The organism is Nocardia sp. NPDC058176, assembly GCF_042883805.1.
Taxonomy (GTDB): domain Bacteria; phylum Actinomycetota; class Actinomycetes; order Mycobacteriales; family Mycobacteriaceae; genus Nocardia.
In genome coordinates this window covers 76,325-100,464 of record NZ_JBHVVA010000009.1, presented here as the reverse complement: position 1 = coordinate 100,464, position 24,140 = coordinate 76,325, and the positions used below count along the sequence as shown (strand labels likewise).

26 protein-coding genes are annotated in these 24,140 nt (G+C 68.3%); 14 read left to right on the top strand and 12 right to left on the bottom strand.

The genetic code is table 11. The features are described from left to right. The first annotated feature begins 34 nt into the window (after positions 1–34). The 4 genes from ACFVVM_RS31250 to ACFVVM_RS31235 all read left to right on the top strand — a co-directional run bounded on the left by ACFVVM_RS31250 (position 35) and on the right by ACFVVM_RS31235 (position 5,255). Positions 35–1,567 carry a flavin-containing monooxygenase gene (locus tag ACFVVM_RS31250; protein WP_387625657.1) on the top strand — a complete coding sequence of 511 codons (1,533 nt, stop codon included), beginning with the start codon at positions 35–37 and terminating at the stop codon, positions 1,565–1,567. Continuing rightward, positions 1,564–2,397: an SDR family NAD(P)-dependent oxidoreductase gene (locus tag ACFVVM_RS31245; protein WP_387625655.1), complete on the top strand. Its 834-nt coding sequence runs from the start codon at positions 1,564–1,566 to the stop codon at positions 2,395–2,397. Before ACFVVM_RS31250 ends, ACFVVM_RS31245 begins: the two co-directional genes overlap by 4 nt. Before the next feature lie 18 nt (positions 2,398–2,415). Next, positions 2,416–3,369 (top strand): alpha/beta hydrolase, encoded by a 954-nt coding sequence (locus ACFVVM_RS31240; RefSeq protein WP_387625653.1) that lies wholly within the window; start codon positions 2,416–2,418, stop codon positions 3,367–3,369. 92 nt (positions 3,370–3,461) lie between these two features. Further along, positions 3,462–5,255: an AMP-dependent synthetase/ligase gene (locus ACFVVM_RS31235; RefSeq protein ID WP_387625651.1), complete on the top strand. Its 1,794-nt coding sequence runs from the start codon at positions 3,462–3,464 to the stop codon at positions 5,253–5,255. A gap of 57 nt (positions 5,256–5,312) precedes the next feature. Here the strand turns inward: ACFVVM_RS31235 and ACFVVM_RS31230 are convergent, their stop codons facing one another. Then, on the bottom strand, positions 5,313–6,176 hold the full coding sequence (locus tag ACFVVM_RS31230; RefSeq protein ID WP_387625649.1) for an alpha/beta fold hydrolase: 864 nt from the start codon (positions 6,174–6,176) through the stop codon (positions 5,313–5,315). Positions 6,177–6,260: 84 nt separating this feature from the next. Here ACFVVM_RS31230 and ACFVVM_RS31225 point away from each other — a divergent pair, with 84 nt between their 5' ends. Then, positions 6,261–6,818 carry a CGNR zinc finger domain-containing protein gene (locus ACFVVM_RS31225; RefSeq protein WP_387625647.1) on the top strand — a complete coding sequence of 186 codons (558 nt, stop codon included), beginning with the start codon at positions 6,261–6,263 and terminating at the stop codon, positions 6,816–6,818. A gap of 135 nt (positions 6,819–6,953) precedes the next feature. On the opposite strand, the gene ACFVVM_RS31220 is transcribed toward ACFVVM_RS31225, so the two are convergent. After that, positions 6,954–7,379 carry a hypothetical protein gene (locus tag ACFVVM_RS31220; RefSeq protein ID WP_387625645.1) on the bottom strand — a complete coding sequence of 142 codons (426 nt, stop codon included), beginning with the start codon at positions 7,377–7,379 and terminating at the stop codon, positions 6,954–6,956. 132 nt (positions 7,380–7,511) lie between these two features. On the opposite strand from ACFVVM_RS31220, the gene ACFVVM_RS31215 reads away from it, so the two are divergent. Beyond that, entirely contained in the window at positions 7,512–7,907 is a 396-nt protein-coding gene (locus tag ACFVVM_RS31215; RefSeq protein ID WP_387625643.1) for a DoxX family protein, read from the top strand. A 101-nt stretch (positions 7,908–8,008) separates the two neighbouring features. On the opposite strand, the gene ACFVVM_RS31210 is transcribed toward ACFVVM_RS31215, so the two are convergent. The 5 genes from ACFVVM_RS31210 to ACFVVM_RS31190 all read right to left on the bottom strand — a co-directional run bounded on the left by ACFVVM_RS31210 (position 8,009) and on the right by ACFVVM_RS31190 (position 12,067). Continuing rightward, complete coding sequence (locus tag ACFVVM_RS31210) at positions 8,009–8,719, bottom strand: cutinase family protein (RefSeq protein ID WP_387625641.1); 711 nt, start codon at positions 8,717–8,719, stop codon at positions 8,009–8,011. Between the two features lie 140 nt (positions 8,720–8,859). Next, positions 8,860–10,335, bottom strand: a complete 1,476-nt coding sequence (locus ACFVVM_RS31205) for a DHA2 family efflux MFS transporter permease subunit (protein WP_387625639.1) — start codon at positions 10,333–10,335, stop codon at positions 8,860–8,862. A gap of 11 nt (positions 10,336–10,346) precedes the next feature. Further along, positions 10,347–11,063: a PadR family transcriptional regulator gene (locus ACFVVM_RS31200; RefSeq protein WP_387625637.1), complete on the bottom strand. Its 717-nt coding sequence runs from the start codon at positions 11,061–11,063 to the stop codon at positions 10,347–10,349. A 69-nt stretch (positions 11,064–11,132) separates the two neighbouring features. After that, positions 11,133–11,555 carry a hypothetical protein gene (locus tag ACFVVM_RS31195; RefSeq protein WP_387625635.1) on the bottom strand — a complete coding sequence of 141 codons (423 nt, stop codon included), beginning with the start codon at positions 11,553–11,555 and terminating at the stop codon, positions 11,133–11,135. Positions 11,556–11,722: 167 nt separating this feature from the next. After that, the gene (locus tag ACFVVM_RS31190; RefSeq protein ID WP_387625633.1) at positions 11,723–12,067 is read right to left on the bottom strand and encodes a hypothetical protein; all 345 of its coding nucleotides are present in this window, start codon (positions 12,065–12,067) and stop codon (positions 11,723–11,725) included. A gap of 272 nt (positions 12,068–12,339) precedes the next feature. On the opposite strand from ACFVVM_RS31190, the gene ACFVVM_RS31185 reads away from it, so the two are divergent. From ACFVVM_RS31185 to ACFVVM_RS31170, 4 genes are read left to right on the top strand one after another with little or no spacing between them, the layout of a single operon-like run. Continuing rightward, positions 12,340–13,359: a FecCD family ABC transporter permease gene (locus ACFVVM_RS31185; RefSeq protein WP_387625631.1), complete on the top strand. Its 1,020-nt coding sequence runs from the start codon at positions 12,340–12,342 to the stop codon at positions 13,357–13,359. Then, on the top strand, positions 13,353–14,441 hold the full coding sequence (locus tag ACFVVM_RS31180; RefSeq protein WP_387625629.1) for a FecCD family ABC transporter permease: 1,089 nt from the start codon (positions 13,353–13,355) through the stop codon (positions 14,439–14,441). The genes ACFVVM_RS31185 and ACFVVM_RS31180 overlap by 7 nt, the downstream gene beginning before the upstream one ends. Next, positions 14,438–15,292, top strand: coding sequence for an ABC transporter ATP-binding protein (locus ACFVVM_RS31175; RefSeq protein WP_387625627.1), 855 nt, complete (start codon positions 14,438–14,440; stop codon positions 15,290–15,292). Before ACFVVM_RS31180 ends, ACFVVM_RS31175 begins: the two co-directional genes overlap by 4 nt. Before the next feature lie 31 nt (positions 15,293–15,323). Continuing rightward, positions 15,324–16,307 (top strand): ABC transporter substrate-binding protein, encoded by a 984-nt coding sequence (locus ACFVVM_RS31170; RefSeq protein WP_387625625.1) that lies wholly within the window; start codon positions 15,324–15,326, stop codon positions 16,305–16,307. 43 nt (positions 16,308–16,350) lie between these two features. On the opposite strand, the gene ACFVVM_RS31165 is transcribed toward ACFVVM_RS31170, so the two are convergent. From ACFVVM_RS31165 to ACFVVM_RS31155, 3 genes are read right to left on the bottom strand one after another with little or no spacing between them, the layout of a single operon-like run. Further along, positions 16,351–16,911, bottom strand: coding sequence for a hypothetical protein (locus ACFVVM_RS31165; protein WP_387625623.1), 561 nt, complete (start codon positions 16,909–16,911; stop codon positions 16,351–16,353). Then, entirely contained in the window at positions 16,908–17,633 is a 726-nt protein-coding gene (locus ACFVVM_RS31160) for a hypothetical protein (protein ID WP_387625621.1), read from the bottom strand. Before ACFVVM_RS31160 ends, ACFVVM_RS31165 begins: the two co-directional genes overlap by 4 nt. Positions 17,634–17,680: 47 nt before the next feature. Beyond that, positions 17,681–18,562, bottom strand: a complete 882-nt coding sequence (locus tag ACFVVM_RS31155; protein ID WP_387625619.1) for a glycine betaine ABC transporter substrate-binding protein — start codon at positions 18,560–18,562, stop codon at positions 17,681–17,683. A gap of 235 nt (positions 18,563–18,797) precedes the next feature. Between ACFVVM_RS31155 and ACFVVM_RS31150 the strand changes: the two genes are divergently transcribed. From ACFVVM_RS31150 to ACFVVM_RS31135, 4 genes are read left to right on the top strand one after another with little or no spacing between them, the layout of a single operon-like run. After that, positions 18,798–19,682, top strand: coding sequence for an ABC transporter substrate-binding protein (locus ACFVVM_RS31150; protein WP_387625842.1), 885 nt, complete (start codon positions 18,798–18,800; stop codon positions 19,680–19,682). A gap of 8 nt (positions 19,683–19,690) precedes the next feature. Then, the gene (locus tag ACFVVM_RS31145; protein ID WP_387625616.1) at positions 19,691–20,839 is read left to right on the top strand and encodes an ABC transporter ATP-binding protein; all 1,149 of its coding nucleotides are present in this window, start codon (positions 19,691–19,693) and stop codon (positions 20,837–20,839) included. Then, positions 20,836–21,537 carry an ABC transporter permease gene (locus ACFVVM_RS31140; protein ID WP_387625614.1) on the top strand — a complete coding sequence of 234 codons (702 nt, stop codon included), beginning with the start codon at positions 20,836–20,838 and terminating at the stop codon, positions 21,535–21,537. Before ACFVVM_RS31145 ends, ACFVVM_RS31140 begins: the two co-directional genes overlap by 4 nt. Further along, a complete protein-coding gene (locus ACFVVM_RS31135; RefSeq protein ID WP_387625612.1) occupies positions 21,534–22,241 on the top strand; it encodes an ABC transporter permease in 708 nt (235 codons plus the stop codon). Before ACFVVM_RS31140 ends, ACFVVM_RS31135 begins: the two co-directional genes overlap by 4 nt. Before the next feature lie 247 nt (positions 22,242–22,488). On the opposite strand, the gene ACFVVM_RS31130 is transcribed toward ACFVVM_RS31135, so the two are convergent. Both ACFVVM_RS31130 and ACFVVM_RS31125 read right to left on the bottom strand, forming a co-directional pair. Continuing rightward, positions 22,489–22,698: a hypothetical protein gene (locus tag ACFVVM_RS31130; RefSeq protein ID WP_387625610.1), complete on the bottom strand. Its 210-nt coding sequence runs from the start codon at positions 22,696–22,698 to the stop codon at positions 22,489–22,491. Positions 22,699–22,771: 73 nt separating this feature from the next. Then, positions 22,772–23,995 carry an NADP-dependent malic enzyme gene (locus ACFVVM_RS31125; RefSeq protein WP_387625608.1) on the bottom strand — a complete coding sequence of 408 codons (1,224 nt, stop codon included), beginning with the start codon at positions 23,993–23,995 and terminating at the stop codon, positions 22,772–22,774. Positions 23,996–24,140: the final 145 nt, after the last annotated feature.

The window sequence follows — 24,140 nt, the reverse complement described above, 5'->3', positions numbered from 1 at the left end:
GACTCCGCCTCAATAAGACCGTAGTCTGCATTACATGAGTCGCAAGGTTACAGACAAAGTCGTCGACAACCGCGGCACCCGCCACGTCAAGACGATCATCGTCGGCAGCGGGTTCGCGGGCCTCGGGCTGGCCATCCGGTTGAGCGAGCAGGGTCGTGGCGATTTCCTCGTCCTCGAGCGCGGCAGCGATGTCGGCGGCACCTGGCGGGACAACACCTACCCCGGTGCTGCCTGCGATGTGCCCTCGCACCTGTACTCGTACTCGTTCGCCCCCAACCCGAACTGGTCGCGGTCGTTCTCCAAGCAGGGCGAGATCCAGTCCTACATCCGCGGCGTCGCCGAGCGCGCCAACGTGCTCGACCGCCACATCTTCGACTGCGATGTCACCAGCATCCGCTGGAACAACGACGACGCGCGGTGGGAGATCGGCTCCAGCAAGGGCGATTTCACCGCCGACACCGTGGTCTCCGCGGTCGGCGCGCTCTGCGAGCCCGCACTGCCCGACATCAAGGGCATCAACGACTTCACCGGCGAGATCTTCCACTCGGCCCGCTGGGACCACGATGTTGACCTGACCGGCAAGCGCGTCGCCGTGATCGGCACCGGCGCCTCCTCGATCCAGATCGTGCCCGCCATCGCCGACAAGGTCGCCTCGCTCGACGTCTACCAGCGCACCGCGCCGTGGCTGCTGCCGCGCATGGACCGCCCCTACCTGCTGCCCGAGCGCCTGGCCTTCAAGCACCTGCCCATCGTGCAGCGACTGTCGCGCTCGGCCATCTACGCCATCCGCGAGACCCAGGTCGTCGGCCTGGCCAAGTTCCCGGTGCTGATGAAGGGCTTCGAGGCCATCTCGCGCGCCAAGCTGCAGTTCGAGATCCGCGATCCGGAGCTGCGCAAGAAGGTCACCCCGAACTACCGGATCGGCTGCAAGCGCATGCTGATCTCCAACGAGTACTACCCCGCGCTGGACCGCGACAACGTCGACGTGGTCACCGACGGCATCGCCGAGGTCAAGGCCGGTTCGATCGTCACCGAGGACGGCACCGAGCGCGAGATCGACGCGCTGATCGTGGCCACCGGCTTCCACGTCACCGACTCGCCCACCTACAACGTCGTGGTGGGCAAGGACGGCCGCACGCTGGCCGAGGTGTTCGACGAGGGCGGCCAGCAGGGCTACAAGGGCTCCACGATCGCCAACTTCCCGAACATGTTCTTCCTGCTCGGCCCGAACGTGGGCCTCGGCCACACCTCGATGGTGTTCATGATCGAATCGCAGATCAACTACATCAGCGACGCGCTGGCCACCGTCGACAAGCTGGGCCTGCGCACGGTCGAGGTCCGCGAGGCCGCCCAGCGCGCCTACAACGTCGACCTGAAGAAGAAGATGGAAAAGACCGTCTGGAACACTGGCGGCTGCGCCAGCTGGTACATGGACAAGCACGGCAACAACACCACGTTGTGGCCCGATTTCACCTTCGAATTCCGTAGGCTCACCAAGCATTTCGATGTCTCCGCCTACGACACGACAACCGCAGAAGCCGATCTGAAAGTGGTGGCAGCTCAGTGAGCAAAGATGCTTACTTCACGAACAAGGTGTGCGTGATCACCGGTGCCGGTTCCGGCATCGGCCGGGCACTGGCCGAGAACCTGGCCCGTCGTGGCGCCAAGCTCGCGCTCTCCGACATCGACGCCGAGGGCCTGGCCGAGACCGTGCGGCTGGCCGAGGCGCTGGGCGCGCAGGTGAAGTCCGACCGCCTCAACGTGGCCGAGCGCGAGGCCTTCCTGGTCTACGCCGACTCGGTGAAGGCGCACTTCGGCGTCGTGCACCAGGTGTACAACAACGCGGGCATCGCCTACCACGGTGACGTCGTGAAGACCGACTTCAAAGACATCGAACGCATCATGGACGTCGACTTCTGGGGCGTCGTCAACGGCACCAAGGCGTTCCTGCCGATGCTGATCGAGTCCGGCGACGGCCACGTCGTCAACGTCTCCAGCCTGTTCGGCCTGGTCACCGTGCCCGGTCAGGCCGCCTACAACTCGGCCAAGTTCGCGGTGCGCGGCTTCACCGAGGCGCTCTACCAGGAGATGAAGATCTCCAAGGCGCCGGTCAAGGTCACCTGTGTGCACCCCGGCGGCATCAAGACCGCGGTGGCCCGCAACGCCACCTACGCCGAGGGCATCGACGGCGCCAACACCGCCTCGCTGTTCGACAAGTACCTGGCGATCCACAGCCCGGAGATGGCCGCGCAGACCATCACCGAGGGTGTGCGCAAGGGTCACGCGCGCGTGCTGATCGGCTGGGAGGCCAAGGTGCTCGATGTGAGCGTGCGCTTCCTCGCCTCGGGCTACAACCGGATCTCGGCCGTGGTCAACGGCCGCTTCATGCCGAACTGACCGGACCAGGAAAACGCCATGCGCGACTTCAAGATTCCGCTGCCGATCGCCCGCGCGGTACTCGACCCGGTGTTCCGGGTGGTACTCAACTCGCGGCTGCCGGTCGCGGTGCAGCGCACCCTGCTCGACGCGGTCTCCCTGCTGCAGCTGATGCCCGACGGTTCGGTCGTGCAGCACCTGCAGCTGGGCGGCCGCCCGGCCGAGCGGATCATCGCCGAGGCGGCCATCCCGGGTTCGCGTACCCGGGCGGTCCCGCCGGAGCGTGCCGCGGGCGCGATCCTGTATCTGCACGGCGGCGGTTACGTGGTCGGTTCGCTGACCACGCACCGTTCGCTGGTGGCCCGGCTCGCCCAGGAGACCTCCTGCGCGGTGTACTCGCTGGACTACCGGCTCGCCCCCGAACACCCGTTCCCGGCCGGCCTCGACGATGCCGAGGCCGCGTTCCTGGATCTGGTGGACAACGTGGGCTACCGGCCCGACCAGATCTGTATCGCCGGTGACTCGGCGGGCGGCGGCCTGTCGCTGGCACTGGCGCAGCGGCTGATCGAGCGACACCAGATGACCCCGGCCGCACTCGGCCTGATCGCCCCCTGGGTCGATCCGCGGCTCGTGCCGGACCGGGAGCGCGATCTGGTGATCAACCGGCCGTGGTCGCTCGCGTGCGCCGCCATGTACCTGGGCGACGGCGACGCGAACGAGGCAGGATACGCGCCTCTCGCCGGAAACCTGATCGGCCTGCCGCCCACCTACGTGCAGGTCGATGTGAGCGAGCTCCTGCACAACCAGTGCACGACGCTCGTCACAGCACTGCGTGGAGCGGGCGTGCATGTCCGATTCACCGAGACCCGCGGTCTGTGGCATGTCGCGCAACTACAGGCAGCGCTGGTCACCGAGGCCGCACTGGCACTCAGCGAACTCGCAGAATTCCTGCGAGAAGCAATCCAGCCCGTATCGATCGACGACTTACGATAAGTCCTGGTGACAGATTTTTTGGACGGCGATATCGCGTGCCGTCCAAACGTGTCGTAGATTACTGGCGAGTAGAACCCACTGGAAGGGCACAGATGCGAGAGTTCGAAGTTCCGGCTTCCTACACCATCCCGGACGACGCGAACAATTCCGACAACGTCTTCCGTTTCGCCGAGGAGACGCCGAACACGGTCTTGTTCAACGTCCCGAACGGCAGCGGCGGCTGGAATGACGTCACGGCGGCAGAGTTCGCGAAAGCCGTCACCGGCGTTGCCAAGGGGCTCATCGCCTCCGGCATCGAACTGGGCGACCGCGTCGCGATCATGGCCGCCACCCGCTACGAGTGGACGCTGCTCGACTTCGCGATCTGGGCCGCCGGTGGCGTGACCGTCGCGATCTACGACAGCTCGGCCGCCGAGCAGGCCAAGTGGATCCTGCAGGATTCCGAGACCAAGGTGCTCGTCGTCGAGAACGACAAGCACCGCGCCACGATCGAGGAGATCGAGGCGGGCGCGCTGACCGCGCTCACCGAGACCCTGCAGATCGACAAGGGTGCGATCGACACGCTGCTCGAGCGTGGCGCCGACCTCGACGACTCGGTCGTGCACGAGCGTCGCAAGCAGGTCGGCGCGGCCTCGCCCGCGACCCTGATCTACACCTCGGGTACCACCGGCAAGCCCAAGGGCGTGCAGCTGACCCACGCGAACCTCTACGCGGAGTCGCGCTCGGGCGGCATCGAGCTGTCGGCGTTCGTCTCCGAGGGCCAGAAGACGCTGCTGTTCCTGCCGCTGGCGCACGTGTTCGCCCGCGCGGTCGCGCTGATCGCCTTCGATTCCAAGGTGACCATCCGCCACAGCTCGGACTGGACGACCCTGGTCGAGCAGTTCGGCGACTTCAAGCCGGACTTCATCCTCTCGGTGCCGCGCGTGTTCGAGAAGGTGTTCAACTCCGCCAAGCAGAAGGCGCACGACGCGGGCAAGGGCAAGATCTTCGACGCCGCGGCCGATACCGCCATCGCCTACAGCGAGGCGCTCGAGAACGGTGGTGCCGGCCTCGGTCTCAAGGTCAAGCACTTCGTCTTCGACAAGCTGGTCTACAGCAAGCTGCGCGCGGCCCTCGGCGGGCAGTGCCTGGCCGCGGTCTCCGGCGGCGGCCCGCTGGGCGCGCGCCTGGGCCACTTCTTCCGTGGCGCGGGCGTCACCATCTACGAGGGCTACGGTCTGACCGAGACCACCGCCGCGTTCACGGTGAACACCCCGCAGTTCATCCGGGTCGGCTCGGTCGGTCGCCCGATCCAGGGCCACGCGGCCAAGATCGCCGAGGACGGCGAGCTGCTGCTCAAGGGCTCGGTCGTGTTCGACGGCTACTGGGGCAATGCCGAGGCCACCGACGAGGCGTTCGAGGACGGCTGGTTCAAGACCGGCGACCTGGGCGCCATCGACGCCGACGGCTTCGTCACCATCACCGGTCGCAAGAAGGAAATCCTGGTCACCGCGGGCGGCAAGAACGTCTCCCCCGCCGTGCTCGAGGACTCCCTGCGCGCGCACCCGCTGATCAGCCAGGTGATGGCGGTCGGTGACGGCCAGCCGTTCATCGGCGCGCTGATCACCCTCGACCCGGAGGCTCTGCCGGGTTGGAAGGAGCGCAACGGCGTCGCCGCCGACACCGCGATCGAGAAGCTGATCGAGAACGAGGCGCTGATCGCCGAGATCGACGCCGCGGTCGCCGAGACCAACAAGAAGGTCTCCAAGGCCGAGGCGATCAAGAAGATCCGCATCCTCCCGGTCGACTGGACCCAGGAGGGTGGCGAGCTCACCCCGAAGATGTCGCTCAAGCGCGCCGTCGTGATGAAGCAGTACGCCGGCGAGGTCGACAAGATCTACAGCTGAGTCGTAGCGCCTGAGGGCGGTGTCGGCGGGTTCATCCCCGTCGGCACCGCCCTTTTGTCATGTCCGGTCGAGGAAGTCCGCGATCAGCGGGGCGATCTCGGGCAGGTGGGTCTCCAGGGCGAAGTGGCCGGTGTCGAACAGGTGGAGTTCGGCGGCGGGGAGGTCGGCCAGGTAGGCCTTGGCGCCCGGTTCGGGGAAGAACGGGTCGTTGGCGCCCCAGACGATCAGCGTCGGCGGGGTGTGGTCGCGCAACCAGGCCTGCCAGCCGGGGTAGGCCGCGACATTGGACTTGTAGTCGAAGGCCAGCGAGACCTGGGCGTTCTTGCGGCCGGGCAGGTCGAGGAAGTGCTGGTCCAGGGTCCAGCTGTCGGGTGCGAGCAGGGCGGGGTCACCGACGCCGTGCTCGTACTGGCCCCGGGTGCCCGCCGGGGTGAGCAGGCCGCGGATGGTGTCCTCCGCGCCGGACTGTTCGGGGCTCAGTGCGACGAATTCGCGGGCGCCGTCGGACAATCCGGCCTCGTAGGCATTGCCGTTCTGCACCACGAGCCCGGCGATACGGTCCGGGAAGCGCCGGGCGAGCCGGAAGCCGACGGGTGCGCCGAAGTCGAACAGGTACATGGCGAAGCGGACCAGGCCGAGGTGCTCGACGAAGCCCGCGATCGTCTCGGCGAGCCGGTCGAAGGTGTAGTCGAAATCGGCAGGCGCGCTGGTGTATCCGAAGCCCGGGTAGTCGGGGGCGATCAGCCGGTAGCGGGCGCCGAGGGTCTGCAGCAGGGTGCGGAACTGGTGCGAGGCCGACGGAAAACCGTGCAGCAGAAGCAGAACCGGGGCTTCCGGGTCGGCCGGGACGGATTCGCGATAGAAGACCTCGACGCCGTCGATGTCGACGGTGTGATGCTCGATGCGGGGCGACTCGCTCATTTCACATGCTTTCATCCGTGGTTGATGCATTAGTTTTAGACCCACTCTCACTAATGTGTCAATGCTTCGATGTACCATTAGAAGATGACCGCATCGCTGATCGGCGAACCCCTCGCCGTGGACCTGGTCAACACCCGCCCGCTGGGCGCCGACCTGCTCGCGACACCCTCGGCGTTGTCGAGCTGGCTGTCCGCGCAGGCCGACCGATTCCCGGACCTGGCGATCACCGACCCGTCCCCCGCCGATCTCGCGGCGGTCCACGAAGTCCGCGCTCACACCGCAACCGTGCTCGACGCACTCCTCGAGCACCGACGTCCACCCGAATCCGCGCTGCGTGGCCTCACCTCAGCCCAGGCAGCCGCCCCCGCGATCCAGCGCCTGGGCTGGGACGGGGCCACGGTCGTCGCGACGCGACACCGCGAGGGCACGGCGGGCATCCGAGTCGCGGCCGCACTCGCCGAAGCCGCCGCCGAATTCCTCACCGATCCGGCGATCGGCAAACTGCGCCGTTGCGCGGCCGAGGACTGCGTCCTCCTGTTCGTCCCCACCCACCCCCGCCGCCAGTGGTGCTCCCCCACCCGCTGCGGCAACCGCGCCCGCGTCGCCCGCTACTACCAGCGCCACAAAGACGTGCAGCCCTGACCCGATCCCTCGACGGGACCGCCCCGGTGCGATGTTGGACGGTCGATCACCAGGCACTCACGCAAGCATCGGCCGAGAAGCAAAAACCACCAGTGCCTGATGATCGACCGTCCAGGTGGCGATCCGGCGGGTTCGTCAGGCTGGACGCAGTTGCCTGGCGCGGAGGGCGCGGGCGCCCGCGATGCCGATGGCGAGCCCGGCCGCGACCTCGAACAGGGCGGCGAACCAGGAGAATCCGATGACGCGAGCCTCGGGCGGGGCGTTGATGAAGCTGTCACTGAGCGGGCCGAACCAGTCGGGGAGCAAGTGCACGACGGTGAAGCCGATGGCGCTGGCGAAGCCGATCAGCATGGCGGCTCGTGGCGCGGCCGGATGGCGGCGGAACACCAGGAACACGGTCAGCAGGGCGAACAGGATCTGCAGGGTGCCAAGGGCGTTCACCAGTGCCGAGGTGACGTTCATTCCCCGGCGCATGTGGTCGGCCCCGTGGACGAACAAGGCGACGGCGAAGACGCCCGTGGCGATGCGCAGTGTCGATTCCGGTGTGGTCGTCTCGGTCATGGAACCCTCCTACCGAGCGGGAATGTCTACTACGTAGTGTAGTTTTCAACACCGCCATCCGTCTGCGCTTTCGCCGTCACGAATCGGTCACCGATGGCGGCGCCGCCCGGATCGCCCGGTAGCGTCGCGCGGATGGCGACAGCCGCGCACGACTTGCTCCTGCTGCTGGTCCGGATCGTCGTCGGCGCGGCCTTCGTCGCCGGCGCGCGCACGGCGTTCACGGATACGCGCAAGTTCGCGACACGCAATTCCCTACCGCTCCCCCTGGCCTATTTCGTGGGCACCGCCGAGTTGCTCGGCGGAATCGGCGTGCTGCTCGGCCTGCTCAGCCCCCTGCCCGCCGCGGGCCTGATGCTGCTCATGCTCGGCACGATGTCGATCCACATCTTCCGCTGGCGCAGCCCGTATTGGGCGAGCGAAGGCGGCTGGGAGTACGACCTGATGCTGTTCACCCTCTCGGGCGTCATCGTCTGCTTCGGACCGGGCGACCTCTCGCTCGACGCGCTGATCGCCCAGCTGCGCCACTGAGTCGCGCCCTCGGACCGGTCGGCCACAAGGTCCCGAGGGCGCTCGAACGCCCCGGCCAGACCGATCGGGCCGGTCGTGTTCGCGGTGTTCGGTGTGGTCGCCTAGAACCGCTGTGCCGCGAATTGGGCTGCGGTGAGGGTCATTCCGTTGACGCCGTAGAGGACGTGCAGGCCGTTGGGCTGGGCGAGGGGGGAGCCGTCGCAGACCGTGTCGGCGGCGATGCACAGGTCGATGGTCTTGTCCCGGTACGGGGTGCCGACCACCACCGGCGGGGCACCGGCGTCGGCCATGAAGCGGTCCGAGGGCTTGCCGAACAGGGCGACCGCCGCGACGCGCTCGGCGATCTCCGGTGCCATCGGCACGGGCAGGTACGAGCGGTATTCCGCGGGGACGCCGTCGGGTTCCTCGGTGCCGGTGGCGAATCCGATCAGCGCCGCGCCCTGGGAGTAGCCGCCGAGGACGATCCGGGTGCCGGGGCAGTTCGCCGCGATGAACTCGACCCGGCGCTGAGCGTCGCCGATCCCCTGCAGGACCGTGTGGGCGAAGGCGAGCCGGTCGGTGAAGTCGCTGCTCGCTGGGTAGGCGACCCCGTACGCGCCGACCGAGCGGCCCTGCGCGTTCGCGCGGATCGCTTCGACGAAGGACACACCGGTGTACCCGATGGCGCCACCGGGCTCGGCGGTGCCACGGGCGAACACCACCTCGATATCGGCACAGGGCGCCGCGACGGCGGAGTGCATGGGCGAGACCAGGGGAATCGCGGCTGCCACGAAGACTGCAGACACGAAACGCGAGAGGGAACGTGCTGTCATGCCGCGCAGACTACCCACCGCCACCGACCACGCCGCCCGCACGGCGCCCGACGCGCCGCCAACTTCGCCCTGGCGGGCTGCCGGACAGCTCGTGCCCCCGTCGACCCGACCGGGAGGCCGGGTCGACGATCGCGACGAGGTCAGGCGCTCGCGTCGGCTTTCGCCCGCTCCGGGGCGTTGGCAGCACCGGACTTCCCGTGACCGACGAACAGCGCCGAGGCGATGATGCCGATGACCAGGATGGCGGCGGGCAACAGCATCGACTGCGCCAGCGAACTGCTGAACTCGTCGACGACCTGCGGGGGCAGCGGCCCGGTGGCCGTGCCCTCGCCGATCGGCGCCCCACCGCCGAGACCGTTGGCGGTGAGCCGGGCGGCGATGAGCGCGCTGATGGCCGCGCTGCCGAGCACCGACCCGACCTGACGGGTGGTGTTGTAGACACCGGCGCCCGCACCGGCCTTGGCGACCGGCAGATTGTGCGTGGCGGTCGAGGCCAGCGGCGCCCAGATGCAGGCGTTGGCCAGACCGGCGACGGCGGCCGCCGCCAGGAAGAACCCGATCGAGGAATCGGGGGTCATCAGCTCGGCGAAGGCGAACACCGAGGCGGCGAACAGCACGAAGCCGATGGTCGGCACCAGGCGCGGCGGGAGCCGGTCGGAGAACTTGCCGATGAACGGCGCGGTGAAACCGGTCATCAGCGCCATCGGCGCGAACACCAGCGCCGAGCTGGTCGGCGACATCTCCCGCACCGCCTGCAGGTAGAAGTACGAGGGCACCATCATCGAGGTGACCGCGGCGCCCATCGCGGCGATCGCCAGGTTCGACAGCGCGAAGTTGCGGTCGCGGAACAGACTCAGCGGCACCAGCGGTTCGCCGGTGTTGCGGGACTGATTGATCACGAACACCACGAGCATGACCGCGCCGAAGCCGATCAGCAACCAGATCCGCAACGACCAGTCCTGCGCATTGCCCTCCTGGATGCCGAACACCAGCGCCAGCATGCCGACCCCGCTGAGGATCACGCCGACGAAGTCGAACTTGTGGTCGGTGGTCGGCAGCGCGGGCACCAGCCACACCGCCAGGGCGAAGGCGATGATGCCGACCGGCACGTTCACGAAGAAGATCCACTCCCAGCCGAGGCTGTCGACCAGCACACCACCCAGAATCGGCCCGACCAGCGTCGCCAGCCCGGCGACCCCGCCCCACAGGCCCATCGCGGCGCCGCGCTTGTTCGGCGGGAAGGTGCGGGTGATCACGGCCATCGTCTGCGGCGTCATCAGCGCGGCGCCGATGCCCTGCGCGGCGCGGGCGGCGATCAGCATGCCGATGCTGCCCGACAGGCCGCACCACAGCGAGGCGCCGGTGAAGATCGCCAGGCCGATCAGATAGATGTTCTTGGGGCCGAACCGGTCACCGAGGCGGCCGGTCACCAGCAGCGGCACCGCGTAGGTGAGCAGGTAGGCGCTGGTGACCCAGATGACGCTGGAGATGTCGGTGCTCAACTCGGTCATGATCGCCGGATTGGCGACGGCGACGATCGTCATGTCCAGCAGGATCATGAAGAAGCCGACCACCAGCGCGAACAGCGCCAGCCACGGATTACGTTGGGTGGTCATCGAATTCGTTCCTATCGAAGGCGGGAGTCGGTTCCGGTGGCCCAGCGCGGCCGCGGCACGGCGTCGGGATCGTCACCGGCGGGCCACTCGTGGGTGGCGATGTTGTGGTCGGTGAGGCGCTCACCGGTGCTCGGGTCGAACTCCTCCCACGCCACGGCGCCGCTGCCGAGTTCGGCGGCGAACTGTTCGACCCAGGCCAGCTCGGCCCCGATGGTGGCGCGGATGTATTCGAGGTGGACGCAGTACCGGCGCGGCATCTCCCGCGCCCGCGTCCAGTCGAGCATCGCGTCCATATCGGTTAGGTCCTGATTCAGGTGCCCGGCCCGCTCGTGGAGCAGCTCGACGACCTGCTCCATGGGCAGCGAATGCGCTTCGGCCAGCGCCAGCCGAAAGATCGGGAACTCCTGCACCGGCGCCCGCAACAGCTCACCGATCCGCCCCCGCAGCGCGTCCACCCCCACCTCGGTGATCCGGTACGTGGTGCGCTCGGGCCGATTCCCCGCCCGCTCCGTCCCCTCCGCCCGCACCATCTCCTCGTCGGCGAGCCTGGCCACCGCGTGATACAGCGACCCCGGCCGCACCTTGACCAGCAGATCCTCCCGCCGCGCGATCAGCAACTGATACATCTCATACGGATGCATCGGCCGCTCATCCAGCAGCGCCAACACCGCGATCGCCAGCGGCGTCAGCTTCCCCCGCCCGATCTGCCCCACACCGACCTCCACCATGTTCCGAACCAAATATTCCAGTAGGAATATACGGAGTGGAACAGAGGTCGGCAAGACCGTCCCGAACGACTAGGAAGGCACCGGCGCCGTCTCGGGGCGCGACCGGCCTGCCACGACCAAGTGCCAGCAGGCGTACACAACGCTGAGGACGACGAGCAGGTACGGCACCGAGAACGCGACCGTTTCCGGCATCGACAGGACCGCGACCATGCGCGGAAGATCGGGGTTCTCGGCGCCGAGATGGGCGTCTTCGAAACCGGCCAGGATCATCAGCACCGCGGCGACGGCCAGCAGGACCGCACCGATGACGGTGGTGGTGGTTCCGCCGCGACGCCCGAGCCGGGCCGCGCCGACGAGCGTCACCGCGATGCCGGGAACGAACACGACACTGCCGAACATCAGCACGAACACCCAGTACCAGACCAGCCCTTCGGAATCGAACCCAACGACCGCGCCGCCGAGGGCAACCACGCCGATCGCGAGCAGCGGCAAGGCGATCGGGGCCGCTGCCGTGACAACCGCCCAGATCCTCGCTTTTCACATGGCCCGAGAATGGCACACCGCTCAACCCACAGCATCGCGGGCCGATCTCGCCCGCTCTCGCCCGAAATTCCCAGCTAGGCAGGGACTGGGTGTTCCAGAGGAACCGCGCGGCGAGTTCACCGCCGGTCGGTCGGCCTCCGCCACCACAGGCCGTCGTGGGGTTCCCAGCCGCCGGCCGTCACCAACTTGGGCGAACTCGATCGTTGAACAATTCCGAACTCGTCAACGGTCAGCCGAAACGATCGGGGCCGCGCAGTCGCTGCAACCAGGAGCCACACGAGCACCCAGAAACCGCAGGTGAACACCGTTATCATCAGGTGCAGGACGTGATTGATGGCATCGACCTCAGAGAGCACGGCAGAGGTTTGGTTCATCTCCAAAACCTGAGCACCTCGAGCGACTTCGCTGTTCACAGCCATGTTGAGCATTTGCTGCCGCTGTTCCGGGCTCACCGGGTGCATCCGAATCTCCGTCCAAGCCTGGTTCGCTGCAGGTACAGCCGATCCAGCACGGATCCAACCAGATCCGTTGACCCCTAACAACTTCAGAGCCACAGATTCTGCACCGATCAGGACCGACCGGACGGCGGAAACACGGAGAACGGTGCGTTCCGAAGCAGAACACGCCCGGGAATTCTGGTGCCGGTAGCTAACCTGAGGCTAAGCTAACCGGCAGCGGTGGCACCGTGTCCTCGGCCACCAACCGGAGCGTTGTGAATCGAGGGTGAACCGCCGTGTCCCAAGCAACCATGACCGCGCCGCGGGCGGTGTTGTCGCGGACCGTGGTGCTGGTATCGCTCGTGGTTCTGCTGGTCGCGCTGCTGGCCGGTGGGTTGTTCGTCGGCAGTGGTGACTTCACGGTGGGACAGGCGTGGGGGGCGCTGTTCGGCGAGGGGGATCCGACGACGCTCGGGGTGATCAGGGAGCAGCGAATTCCACGCACACTGCTGGCGGCGGTGGTGGGGGCGGCGCTGGGGGTGGCCGGAGCGGTGATGCAGGGGTTGACGCGGAATCCGCTGGCCGATCCGGGCATTCTCGGGGTGAACGCGGGCGCGTACTTCGCGATGGTGCTCGGGTCGGTGCTGGTGGGTGCCACCAGCGCCGACTACACGTGGTGGGCGCTGGGTGGGGCCTTCGCGGCCTCGGTGCTCGTGTACTTCGTCGGCTCCCGCGGCGTGGGCGGGGCCAGTCCGGCCAAGCTGGTGCTCACCGGTGTCGCGATCGCCTCGGCGCTGAGCGGACTCGCGTTCGCGCTCACCATGATTCACCCCAAGACCTTCGACACCATCCGCGGACTGCTGATCGGCACCCTGGACGGGCGCGGCTGGGACCAGCTCTCGTCGACCTGGCTGCTGGTGCTGCTCGGCTCGATCGGCGCGCTGGCACTGACGGGCTATCTCAACGCACTCGCCCTCGGCGACGATCGCGCCAGCGCGCTCGGTGTGCCGGTGCGTTGGGTGCGCGTTGGCGGGTTCGTGGTCGTGACGGTGCTGTGTGGTGCGGCGACCGCGGCGGTCGGGCCGATCACCTTCGTCGGGCTGATGGTGCCGCACGCGGTGCGCATGGTGGTCGGGCCGGATCACCGGTGGATGATCCCGCTGTGCCTGGTGGTGGGACCGATCGTGCTGGTGGGCTCGGATCTGATCGCCCGGGTCGCCACGGCGAGTGAACTGCCGGTGGGCATGGTCACCGCGTTCCTCGGGGCGCCGGTGCTGATCTGGCTGGCCCGCCGGGAGAAGGGATCGCAATGGTGACGCCCGCGATCCCCGTCGCGTCGGCACGCTGGCCGAAGCGGGTGCGCTTCCTGCGGGTGCCCCGGATCGGGCTGAGCATGCGGGTGGACATCGTCTCGGTGGCGATCACCTGCGCGCTGCTGCTGGTCACGGCGGCGGTGGGCATCTGGTCGCTCGGCGCGAGCACCACCCGCACGCCGGGACTCGGCTTCTTCGAGGTCATCCGGGTCCTGACCGGCCAGCTCGGTGGCGCGCCCGCCAATCATGTGGCGACCTGGCTGCCGGTCGTCGTGACCGCCGCGCTCGGTGGCGCGTCACTGGCCTTGTCGGGCGCGATCTTCCAGACCATCACCCGCAATCCACTGGGCAGCCCGGACATCATCGGCTTCACCACCGGCGCCAACACCGGTGCGCTGGTGGCGATGCTGGTCCTCGGCCTCGGCTCCGGCGGCGCCACGATCGGCGCGCTGATCGGCTGTCTGCTCACCGGTGTGGCGGTGTATTTCCTCGGCATGCGCGGCGGCACCGGCAACTACCGGTTCATCATCGTCGGCATCGGCATCTCGGCGATGCTGTTGTCGTTCAACGGATATCTGGTCGCCACCGCCGATGTGCAGAACGCGGGCGTTGCGGCCGCGTGGGGCATGGGCAACCTGCGCAATCTGACCATGACCGACACCATTCCGGTGTTCGTGACGCTGGCCGTGCTGGTCCCCGCGCTGATCATCGTGGCGCCCCGGATGCGGATGTTCGAGCTCGGCACCGACTCCGCGCGCAGCAAGGGCGTCGACACCGGGTCCACCCAGCTGGTCCTGCTGGTGATCGGGGTCGGTTTCGCGGCGGCGACCACCGCGATCGCGGGGCCGATCGCCTTCGTCGCCCTGGTCGCCCCGCAGGTCGCCGCGCGGATCACCCCGAGTCCCGGCATCCCGCTGGTCACCTCGGCCGCGGTCGGCGCGACGCTGCTGGTCTCGAGCGAGGCGGTGGCCCGCACCATCCTCGCGCCGCAGACCCAGCTGCCCGTCGGCGTGGTCACCACCTCGCTCGGCGGGATCTACCTGCTGTTCCTCCTGCTCGCCCAGTCCCGAAAGGCCAGGCCATGACCAGCAACGCCACCGGGCGGCTCACCGGCACGGGCCTGCGGGTCGGCTACGGCGAGCGCACCGTCATCGCCGATCTCGACGTCGTCGTGCCGGACGGCTCGTTCACCGTCATCGTCGGACCCAACGCCTGCGGCAAGTCGACCCTGTTGCGCGCGCTGTCGCGACTGCTCAAACCACAGCAGGGCGCGGTGGTGCTCGACGGGCGCGACGTGGCGTCCTTCGGCGGCAAGGAATTCGCGCGCGAGGTGGGTCTGCTGCCGCAGCAGTCGATCGCACCCGAGGGCATCACCATCATCGATCTGGTCTCGCGCGGGCGCTTCCCGTATCAGAAGATGTTCCGGCAGTGGACCGATGACGATCAGCGCGCGGTCGACTTCGCGCTGCAGGTCACCCGGCTCACGGAGCTGTCGACGCGACCGGTCGAGGCGCTCTCGGGTGGTCAGCGGCAGCGGGTGTGGATCGCGATGGCGCTGGCCCAGGAAACGCCGATCCTGCTGCTCGACGAGCCGACCACCTATCTCGACCTCGGTCATCAGATCGAGGTGCTCGAACTGTGCACCGAACTCAATCGGCGCGGCACCACGCTGGTGGCGGTGCTGCACGATCTCAACCAGGCCGCCCGCTACGCCAGTCACATCATCGCCATGCGCAGTGGCGAGATCATCGCGGTCGGGCCGCCGGGCGAGATCATCACCGAGGACCTGGTCGAACAGGTATTCGGGGTGAACTGCGAGGTCATCGCCGACCCACAGACCGGAACCCCGCTGATCGTCCCCCTGGCCCAGGGCGCGGTGCGCTTCGACAGCGTGCCCGGTGACACCGCGAATCTGCGCGCCGCCGAAGACGTGTGAACCCGTGCGACACAACCCCGGAAGGAACCCCATGTCGACAAGACGCATCAGTGTGGTCGTCGCGGTGCTGGCGAGCATGATCCTGGCAACGACGTCCTGCGTGCAATCCGACGAAACCACCCACGACGTGTTCGACAACCCCGACAGCACGCCCGGCTTCTCGCTGCCGGACCAGCCGCGGGTGGTCGCGTTGGGCTGGTCCGACGGGGCGATCGCGGTTGAACTCGGCGTCACGCCCGTCGCCATCTACGACTGGATGGGCTTCGGCGAGGCGAGCAAGGGCGTCGGCGAGTGGGACGCGGCGGCCGTCGGCACCACCCCGCAGCTGATCTCCGCGCAGAGCGCCGGTGACTTCAACATGCAGGAGATCGAGGAATTCGACCCCGATCTGATCCTGAACGTGCGCGCCAAGGCCGACAGCGACATCACCGCCAACCTGCGCAAGATCGCGCCCGTGGTGACCGCCCCCGAAGGCACCGGCGACTACGCCGTCAACTGGAAGACCCAGACCGAACTGATCGGTGCCGCGCTCGGCAAGAGCGACGAGGCCGACACACTCGTCACCGAGACCACCGACGCGCAGCAGACCGTCCGCAGCGAACACCCGGAGTTCGCCGACAAACGCTTCGTCTACGGCGCCAAGTTCGGCACCGCCTACGGCGCCTACCTCGCCGGCGATGCCCGTTTCGACTTCTTCAGCGAACTCGGCTTCGTCCAGAATCCCCCGGTCACCCAGCTGCAGAGCTCCGGCTTCTTCGCCCAGGTCCCTGTCGAACGCGTCGGCGACCTCGACGCCCAGGTAGCCGTCTTCACCACCATCGGCCTGCCCTTCACCGAACTCGAGAACGACACCCTGATCAATTCCCTCGCCGTCGTCCGCGAAGACCGCGCCGTCCGCCTCCCCGAAGACGACCCGGCCATCCAAGCCCTCGCCGCGGGCACCCCGAAGTCCCTCCGCTTCGCCCTCGACCGCATCACCCCACAGCTCACCGCGGCAACGGCCAACGTGCAGTAGCGAATTCAGCGGCCGTTGGGTCGCCGCGTGATCCAACGGCCGACTATGTTCCGATTCGGTGCAGGCAGAAGGACGCCGGGGGCTGCTTGTGCTGGACCTTCTCTGTCTCTCCGTACTCGAGCTTCGCGTTGTCGCAGACCCCGTAGTCGTCACTGTCGACGCGGGTGTTGACCTGGTGAGCCTGTGGGGTCGAACACGGAACCTTGCGTAGCTTGACCAAGTGCGCGTATCGGTTCTTGATGTCGTTATAGCAGTCACCCACCTGCGCATTCAGCTGGGTACAGAGATTGCGGGTCGCGCCTCGCGTCGAGATCCGGTGCGAGCTGAAGGGTTCGTCAGCGCACCTCTCGGTCGACGCGCCGCGCACGACGACCAGCGCAGCCTCGGGGTCGGTGCAGTCGCGGTGCTCCAGCTTCCACGGCTCGGGTCCGGGAACCTCGGCAAAGTATCCGCAGTCGCCGAGTTGTATCGTCCCCCAGTTCGACGTCTCCGCGCATGCCGACAACACCAGCGCCGCGGTCGAGATGGCAACGGCACCGGCTATTGCGCGCAGGCGAACCGAACGGTGCGGGGCGATGGTTCGGAGTCTCGACTCGATGCTCACTCGGTCTCTCCGCTCAGTCGCCGCATGGTCTGGTCGAAAATCGAGCGTAGGACTGGGGATTCGGCGGCGATCTCGTCGTCGGTCACGGTGGTGCCGGTGATGGGGTTCAGTGAGACCGCGGCGGTGAGTACGTATTCGCCGACGCGGCCGACGAGGCGGTCCTGGACGACGACTGTTTCGGTGAGGGTGCCGCTGGGGCTGCGCACGGTCTGTACACCCGACGCGCGGAAGCCGACGGTGTCGGCGCCCGGGGAATCGATCTTGGTGATTGCCATGTGGAGTGAGTAGTTGGAGGATTCTCCCTCGACGGTCGCGCAGCGGTCGACAGCGGAGCCGAGCTCGGCCGGGTCGAGATCCGCGGCGGTGACCTGCACCAGATACACCGCCCGATGCACGCTGGAGACGGATTCACCGGCGCCGGCGCCGATCGGTGTATCGATCAGTACCCGGCAGGATTCGTCGGTGTAGCGCACGTCCAGGTCCAGCCCTGGGACGTCCACCTTCTCGGTTCCGTCGTACTCGCGCGGTTCACCGATCAGGCGATACCCGGCGGGAAATTCCGACAGCGGCGGTAGTGCGTCGATCGGGTCGATCGGCACGGTCGACCCACCGCAGGCCGCGACCACGCCGACGACGAGCGAGAGCCCGGCGAGGCGGAGGGACGCGCGGATTCCGGTGCTGTCGATCATGTTCTCCCCCACCCGGTACCGCGTCGTTGCCATCGACATCTAACCATCTCGCGCGGAAAGGCCGCGAAAGGGCAAGGGGGCTACAGACCGTGGTCGTCGAGCCAGGTGCGGGCGACAATCGCGGGGGCGGCGCCGGATTCGACCTGGGTGATCAGGTCGATCAGTTCCTCGGTGGTGAGTTCGCCCGCGACGTAGTTGAGTTTCTTGGTCTGGCGGCGGTCGAAGATGCCGGTGCGGTGCAGGGCCAGGATGTTCTGGGTGCGCAGGGCGTAGTCCTCGTCGTCGAGGGTGATCAGGTCGGCGGGGTTCTCGCCGGTGGGCGGGCCGTTGACGATGCCGACCTGGATCTGGCCGTCGCGCAGGGCGTTTCGCAGTGCTTCGGTGTCGGGGTAGTGGCTGGTCGCGGCGAAGGCGCAGTCGGCGACGAGGTCGGGGCCGATGGCGGTGGGGGCGAGGCCGGGGAGTTCGGTGTAGCCGGCGGTCAATTCGGGGCAGGTTAGGGCGGCGACGGTACGCAGGTTCTCGCGGGTGGCGAAGTCCTCGGTGACCAGCAGGCGGGGGCGCAGGTCGGTGCCGTCGGCGGCGTCGGAGACCGACAGTCCCTGGGGCAGGGCGGCATTGACCGCGGCGAGGACATCCTCGGGGGCGCGGGCGGCGGCGGACGGATTCCAGCGGTCGAGCAGGCTGCCGTTGCGGGCGGGCAGGACGGCGATCCGGCCGGCATCGAGGTCGGCGGTGGGGGTGTCGAGGCCGGTCAGGACCGTGGTGTCGGTGCCGGTTCGAGACAGTGCCTGCGAATAGATCTCGGCGAGCAGAACGGACTCGGTCGAGGAATCCGCACCGACCGCGACCACCGCGCGCGCATCGTCATCCGCGCAGGCCACGGCAGCTAACGAGCAGGTGGCGACCAGTATCGCGGCCGCACTCCGTCGCAGGGCGCCCGGCACCATCCTCGACGACACCAACTTCCCGTATTTGCGGTCAACCCGCGCAATTCGGCGCGACGCGGGCAGTATGAACACCCAGAATGTACCTGCGGCCCCCGCGTCGCACGCACAGCGCACTGCCCGCCTTGCCGGAAGGACACCAGTGAAAACCACCTTCACCTCTTCTCCGCACGGACAACCTCGACCGGCACGCCGTCTCGCGGTGCGGGCAGGCCGGGTACTCGCAGCCGCTGTCGCGTTGGCCGCCGCCATGGTGATGGCCGCCTGTGGAAACTCCGATCCGCTGGCCGCCAAGGGCGACTGCGCCAGCGACGCGCTGATCATCGGCTCGGCCAACTTCCCCGAGTCCGAGACGGTGGCCAACATCTACACCGAGGTCCTGCGGATCAACGGCTTCAAGGTCGACACCAACTTCGGCATCGGCAGCCGCGAGGCCTACATCCCCGCGCTACGCCAGTGCGCGATCTCGCTGATCCCCGAATACACCGGCAACCTGCTGCAATACCTGGACCCCGAGGCCACCGCCACCGCCGCCATCGACGTGAACAAGGCGCTGACGCCCGCACTCGGCGACGATCTCGCCATCGCCACGCCCGCCCCCGGTGAGGATTCCGATGCCGTGGTGGTCACCCGCGCGACGGCCGAGGAGTGGAATCTCACCAGTATCGCCGATCTGGCACCGCATTCGGACGAGGTGAAGTTCGGCGCCCCCGCGGAATTCGCGCAGCGTCCCGGCGGGCTGCCCGGCTTGAAGAAGAACTACGGACTCGACATCAGCGAGGCCAACTTCGTCCCGATCGCCGACGGCGGCGGACCGGCGACGGTCGACGCGCTGGTCAACGGGCAGGTGCGCGCCGCGAACATCTTCACCACCTCGCAGGCGATCGCGGAGAACGATCTGGTGGTGCTCACCGATCCGGCGCACAACTTCGCCGCGCAGAACGTGGTGCCGCTGTTCAACGCGGAGAAGAAGACCGACAAGGCCGTCGCCGTGCTCGATGCCGTGTCGGCCAAGCTCACCACCACCGAACTGATCTCGCTGAACACGGCCGTGTCCGGTGACGCCAAGATCGAACCGAAGGCGGCCGCGCTCGCCTGGATCACCGCGCAGGGGCTCAACTCCCCCATCGGCTAGGAGAACCCGTGTCCGACATCGAATTCCGCGGGATCGCCAAGACCTACCCGAACGGCACCGAGGCGGTCCGCGAGCTGAATCTGCGGATCGACTCGGGATCGTTCACCGTGTTCGTCGGACCCTCCGGCTGCGGCAAGACCACCTCGATGCGGATGATCAACCGGATGGTGAACCCGACCTCGGGCACCATCACGCTGGACGGGCGCGATATCTCGACGGTCGATCCCGTAAAACTGCGGTTGGGCATCGGTTACGTGATCCAGAGCGGTGGGCTGCTGCCCAATCGCCGGGTGCTCGACAATGTGGCGACCGTGCCGATGCTGCTCGGTCAATCCCGCAAGGCGGCTCGGGCGGCCGCGCTGGAGGTGCTCGACCGGGTCGGGCTGGATCGCGGTCTGGCCGACCGGTATCCGGCGCAGCTCTCGGGTGGTCAGCAGCAGCGCGTCGGGGTGGCGCGGGCCTTGGCGGCGGATCCGCCGGTGCTGTTGATGGACGAGCCGTTCAGCGCGGTCGACCCGGTGGTGCGCGCCGAATTGCAGGTCGAGATGCAGCGGTTGCAGGCGCAGCTGCACAAGACGATCGTGTTCGTGACCCACGACATCGATGAGGCGATCACCCTCGGCGACAAGATCGCGGTGTTCGGGCGGGGCGGGGTGCTGCAGCAGTTCGATGCGCCGGAGCGGGTGCTGGCCCAGCCCGCCACCGATTTCGTCGCGGGATTCGTCGGGCGGGATCGCGGTTATCGCGGCTTGTCGTTCCGCAGCGCCGATACCGTCGCGCTGCACGACATCCGGACGGTCGCGGCCGAACGGATCGCCGAGCTCCGGCTCGAACAGGGCGAATGGGCGCTGATCGTGGACGGTGACGGCAAGCCCGGCGGCTGGGTGGATGTGACCGGTGTCGAGGCGGTGCGCGGCGGGAAACCGCTGGGCGAGAGCCTGTCCGCGGGTGGCTCGCTGTTCGCGCCCGGCGGTGATCTGCGTCAGGCGCTGGATGCCGCGATCTCCTCGCCGTCGGGGATCGGGGTGGCCGTCGACGAGGGCGGCGCGGTGCGTGGCGGGGTGCTCGCCACCGAGGTGCTGACCCGGCTCGCCGAGCAGCGCGCCGCCGAGGACGCGCGACGCAATCAGGAGTTCTTCGACCAGGGCACCTCGTGAGATATCTGATCGACAACTTCGCCGAGATCATGGCGATCACCCGGACGCACCTGGTGCTGTCGCTGGTGCCGCTGCTGCTCGGGCTGGCGATCGCCGTGCCGGTGGGCGCGTTGCTGCGCGGAAAAGGGTTGGCCCGCAAGGTCGTGACTACGGCGTCGAGCCTGGCCTACACGATTCCCTCGATCGCGCTGTTCGTGATCATCCCGCCGCTGGTCGGGCTCTCGGCGATCGATCCGTTGAACGTGATCATCGCGCTGACCGTGTATTCCACCGCGCTGCTGGTGATCGCGGTGCCCGCCGCGCTGGACACCGTGCCCGCCGAGGTGACCGATGCCGCCGACGCGATCGGGTTCGGACGGCTGCGGCGCACCCTCACCGTCGACTTGCCCTTGGCGCTGCCGGTTTTCGTCTCGACGCTGCGGGTGGTGGTGGTCACCAATATCGCGATGGTGTCGGTGGGCGCGCTGATCGGGGTGGGTGGGCTCGGCAAGCTGTTCACGCAGGGGTATCAGCGCGACTATCCGGATCAGATCATCGCGGGCATCATCGTCACGCTGGCGTTGGCGTTGATCTTCGATCGGGTGGTCTTCGCGCTGGGCAAGCTCGCGACTCCCTGGACTCGCGTCGATGGGCGCGGGAGCAAGTGGGCGGGCGGGGCGCGACGGGGCGCGTTGTCCGGTCGGGAGGACCCGGCGTGAATCTGTTCATCGACGCCTGGCACTACCTGAGTGACGGCGCGAACTGGGGTGGATCGTCGGGAGTCGAACACCGTCTGCTGCAACATCTCTGGTACAGCTTCCTGGCCGTCGCGCTGTCGGCGGTCATCGCGATGCCGCTCGGGCTGGTCATCGGGCACACCCGGCGCGGTAGTGCGGTGCTGGTCGGGTTCGCCAACGCCATGCGAGCGCTGCCGACCCTGGGCCTGCTCACCTTCCTGGTGCTGCTGCTCGGTCTCGGGCTGATTCCGCCGCTGCTCGCGCTGATCACCGTCGGCATTCCACCGCTGCTGGCCGGTGCGTACGCCGGTATCGCGAATGTGGACGCCGACGTCGTCGACGCCTCGCGCGCGATGGGGATGACCGAGCGGCAGATCCTGTTCCGCGTCGAACTGCCCAATGCCATGCCGGTGCTGCTCGGCGGCCTCCGCGGCGCCACACTGCAGGTGGTCGCCACCGCGACCATCGCCGCCTACGTCAACCTGGGCGGGCTCGGCCGCTACATCTTCGACGGCATCGGACTGTATCGCTACGACCTGGTGCTGGTCGGCGCACTGCTGGTGGCGGTGCTCGCGCTGGTGCTCGACGGGTTGCTGGCCGCGGCGGTGTGGGCGAGCGTGCCCGGCACGGGACGGCTGGCCCGTGGGTCGATTGTCAGCACTGACGTGGTGCCGGTCGCGAAGTAGGTCACCCGGGGCGCTGACGCTCGATGGGCTCCTGGCCGCAGCCGTGTGGGCCAGCGTGCCCGGCACGGGACGGCTCGCGCGCGGGTCGATCGTCGGCACCGGTGCGCTACCGGTCGCCGAGTAGGCCACCCGTCTCAGCAGGGACGCGGACGACCCCGCCGAGAGATTCGGCGGCACCGACGACAGTCGCGCACGCCGCCGCGCGGTCGGCACCGATGATCAAACCGGTGGCATCGACGGCCTGCCCTCACTCATCACCGAGGAGAGCGCGCAGGTGGGGGTCGTCGGCCAAGGCGGCTTGCACCCGGGCGCGCTCGTTGGCGCGCTGGGCCTGGGCGTGCAGCCAATCCTGGACCGCCGACACGACGACCGCATTCACCCCGACACCCTCGGTGGCGGCCGCGGCGGTGAGCTGCGCGTGGACCTCGTCGGGGAGTTGCACGGTGATCGTCGTCATCGCCCGATGATCCCAGACAACGCGACAGCGCCCCGCTCCCGGTGGGAACGAGGCGCTGCGGTGGTGCTGCGAATTACTGGGCGACGCCCTCGGCGCGCGCGGTCTCCGCGACGGCCTCGGCGACGGCCGGGGCGACGCGCGGGTCGAGCGGGCTCGGGATGATCCGGTCGACGGCGAGTTCGTCGGCGACCACGCCGAAGATCGCGTCGGCGGCGGCCACCTTCATGCGCTCGGTGATGCGGCGGGCGCCCGCGTCCAGCGCGCCCTTGAACACGCCGGGGAAGGCGAGCACATTGTTGATCTGGTTCGGGAAGTCGCTGCGGCCGGTCGCCACGATGGCGGCGTACTTGGCGGCCACCTCGGGGTGGATCTCCGGGTCCGGGTTCGACATGGCGAACACGATCGACTCCGGCGCCATCGAGGCGATGAGCGCCTCGGGGATCGTGCCCGCGGACAGGCCGAGGAACACGTCGGCCCCGGCCAGCGCCTCGGCGGCACCGCCGACGAGACCACGCGGGTTGCTGCGCGCGGCCAGATCGGCCTTCACGCCGTTGAGGTTGTCGCGACCCGTGCTCACGATGCCCTTGGAGTCGAGCACGACCACATCGGGCACACCGGCGGCGAGCAGGATGTTGGCGCAGGCCACACCCGCCGCACCGGCACCGGAGACGACGACCTTCAGCGCCGACATGTCCCGGCCCTGCTGCGCGGCCGCACCCTTGAGGGCGGCCAGCACCACGATGGCGGTGCCGTGCTGGTCGTCGTGCATGACCGGGCAGTCCAGCGCCTCGATGACGCGACGCTCGATCTCGAAGCAGCGGGGAGCGGAGATGTCCTCCAGGTTCACCGCGCCGAAGCTCGGGCGCAGGCGGATCAGGGTCTCCACGATCGCGTCGGGATCGGTGGTGTCGAGCACCAGCGGGATCGAGTTCAGCCCGGCGAACTTCTTGAACAGCGCGGCCTTGCCCTCCATCACCGGCAGCGAGGCGCGCGGGCCGATGTCACCGAGGCCGAGCACGGCGGTGCCGTCGCTGACCACGACGACGAGGCGGTCGGTCCAGGTGTAGCGCTTGGTGAGCGCCGCGTCCTCGGCGATCGCACGGCTGACCTGGGCGACGCCGGGGGTGTAGGCGATGGACAGATCGCGCTGGGTCTCGAGCGGCGCGGCCAGCTCGACCGACAGCTTGCCGCCGAGATGACCCGCGAAGATCTCGTCGTTGGTGATGGCAGCGAGGCTCGCTGCGTCATCGGCCTTGGGCGCCGCGGTGGCATTCGGTGCGTCAGTCACAGGTGACACGATTTCACTCCTGCTCGAATCGGGCTCAACCGGGGGACGGTTACCGCCGGGTATGTCGGAACTACGGAATTACAGAACGCTCATCGGGTGCGCAGGCGCTCGCGTTTCCCCGGAAGTCCGGGTCGCGTGGTGCGGCACTGATCCG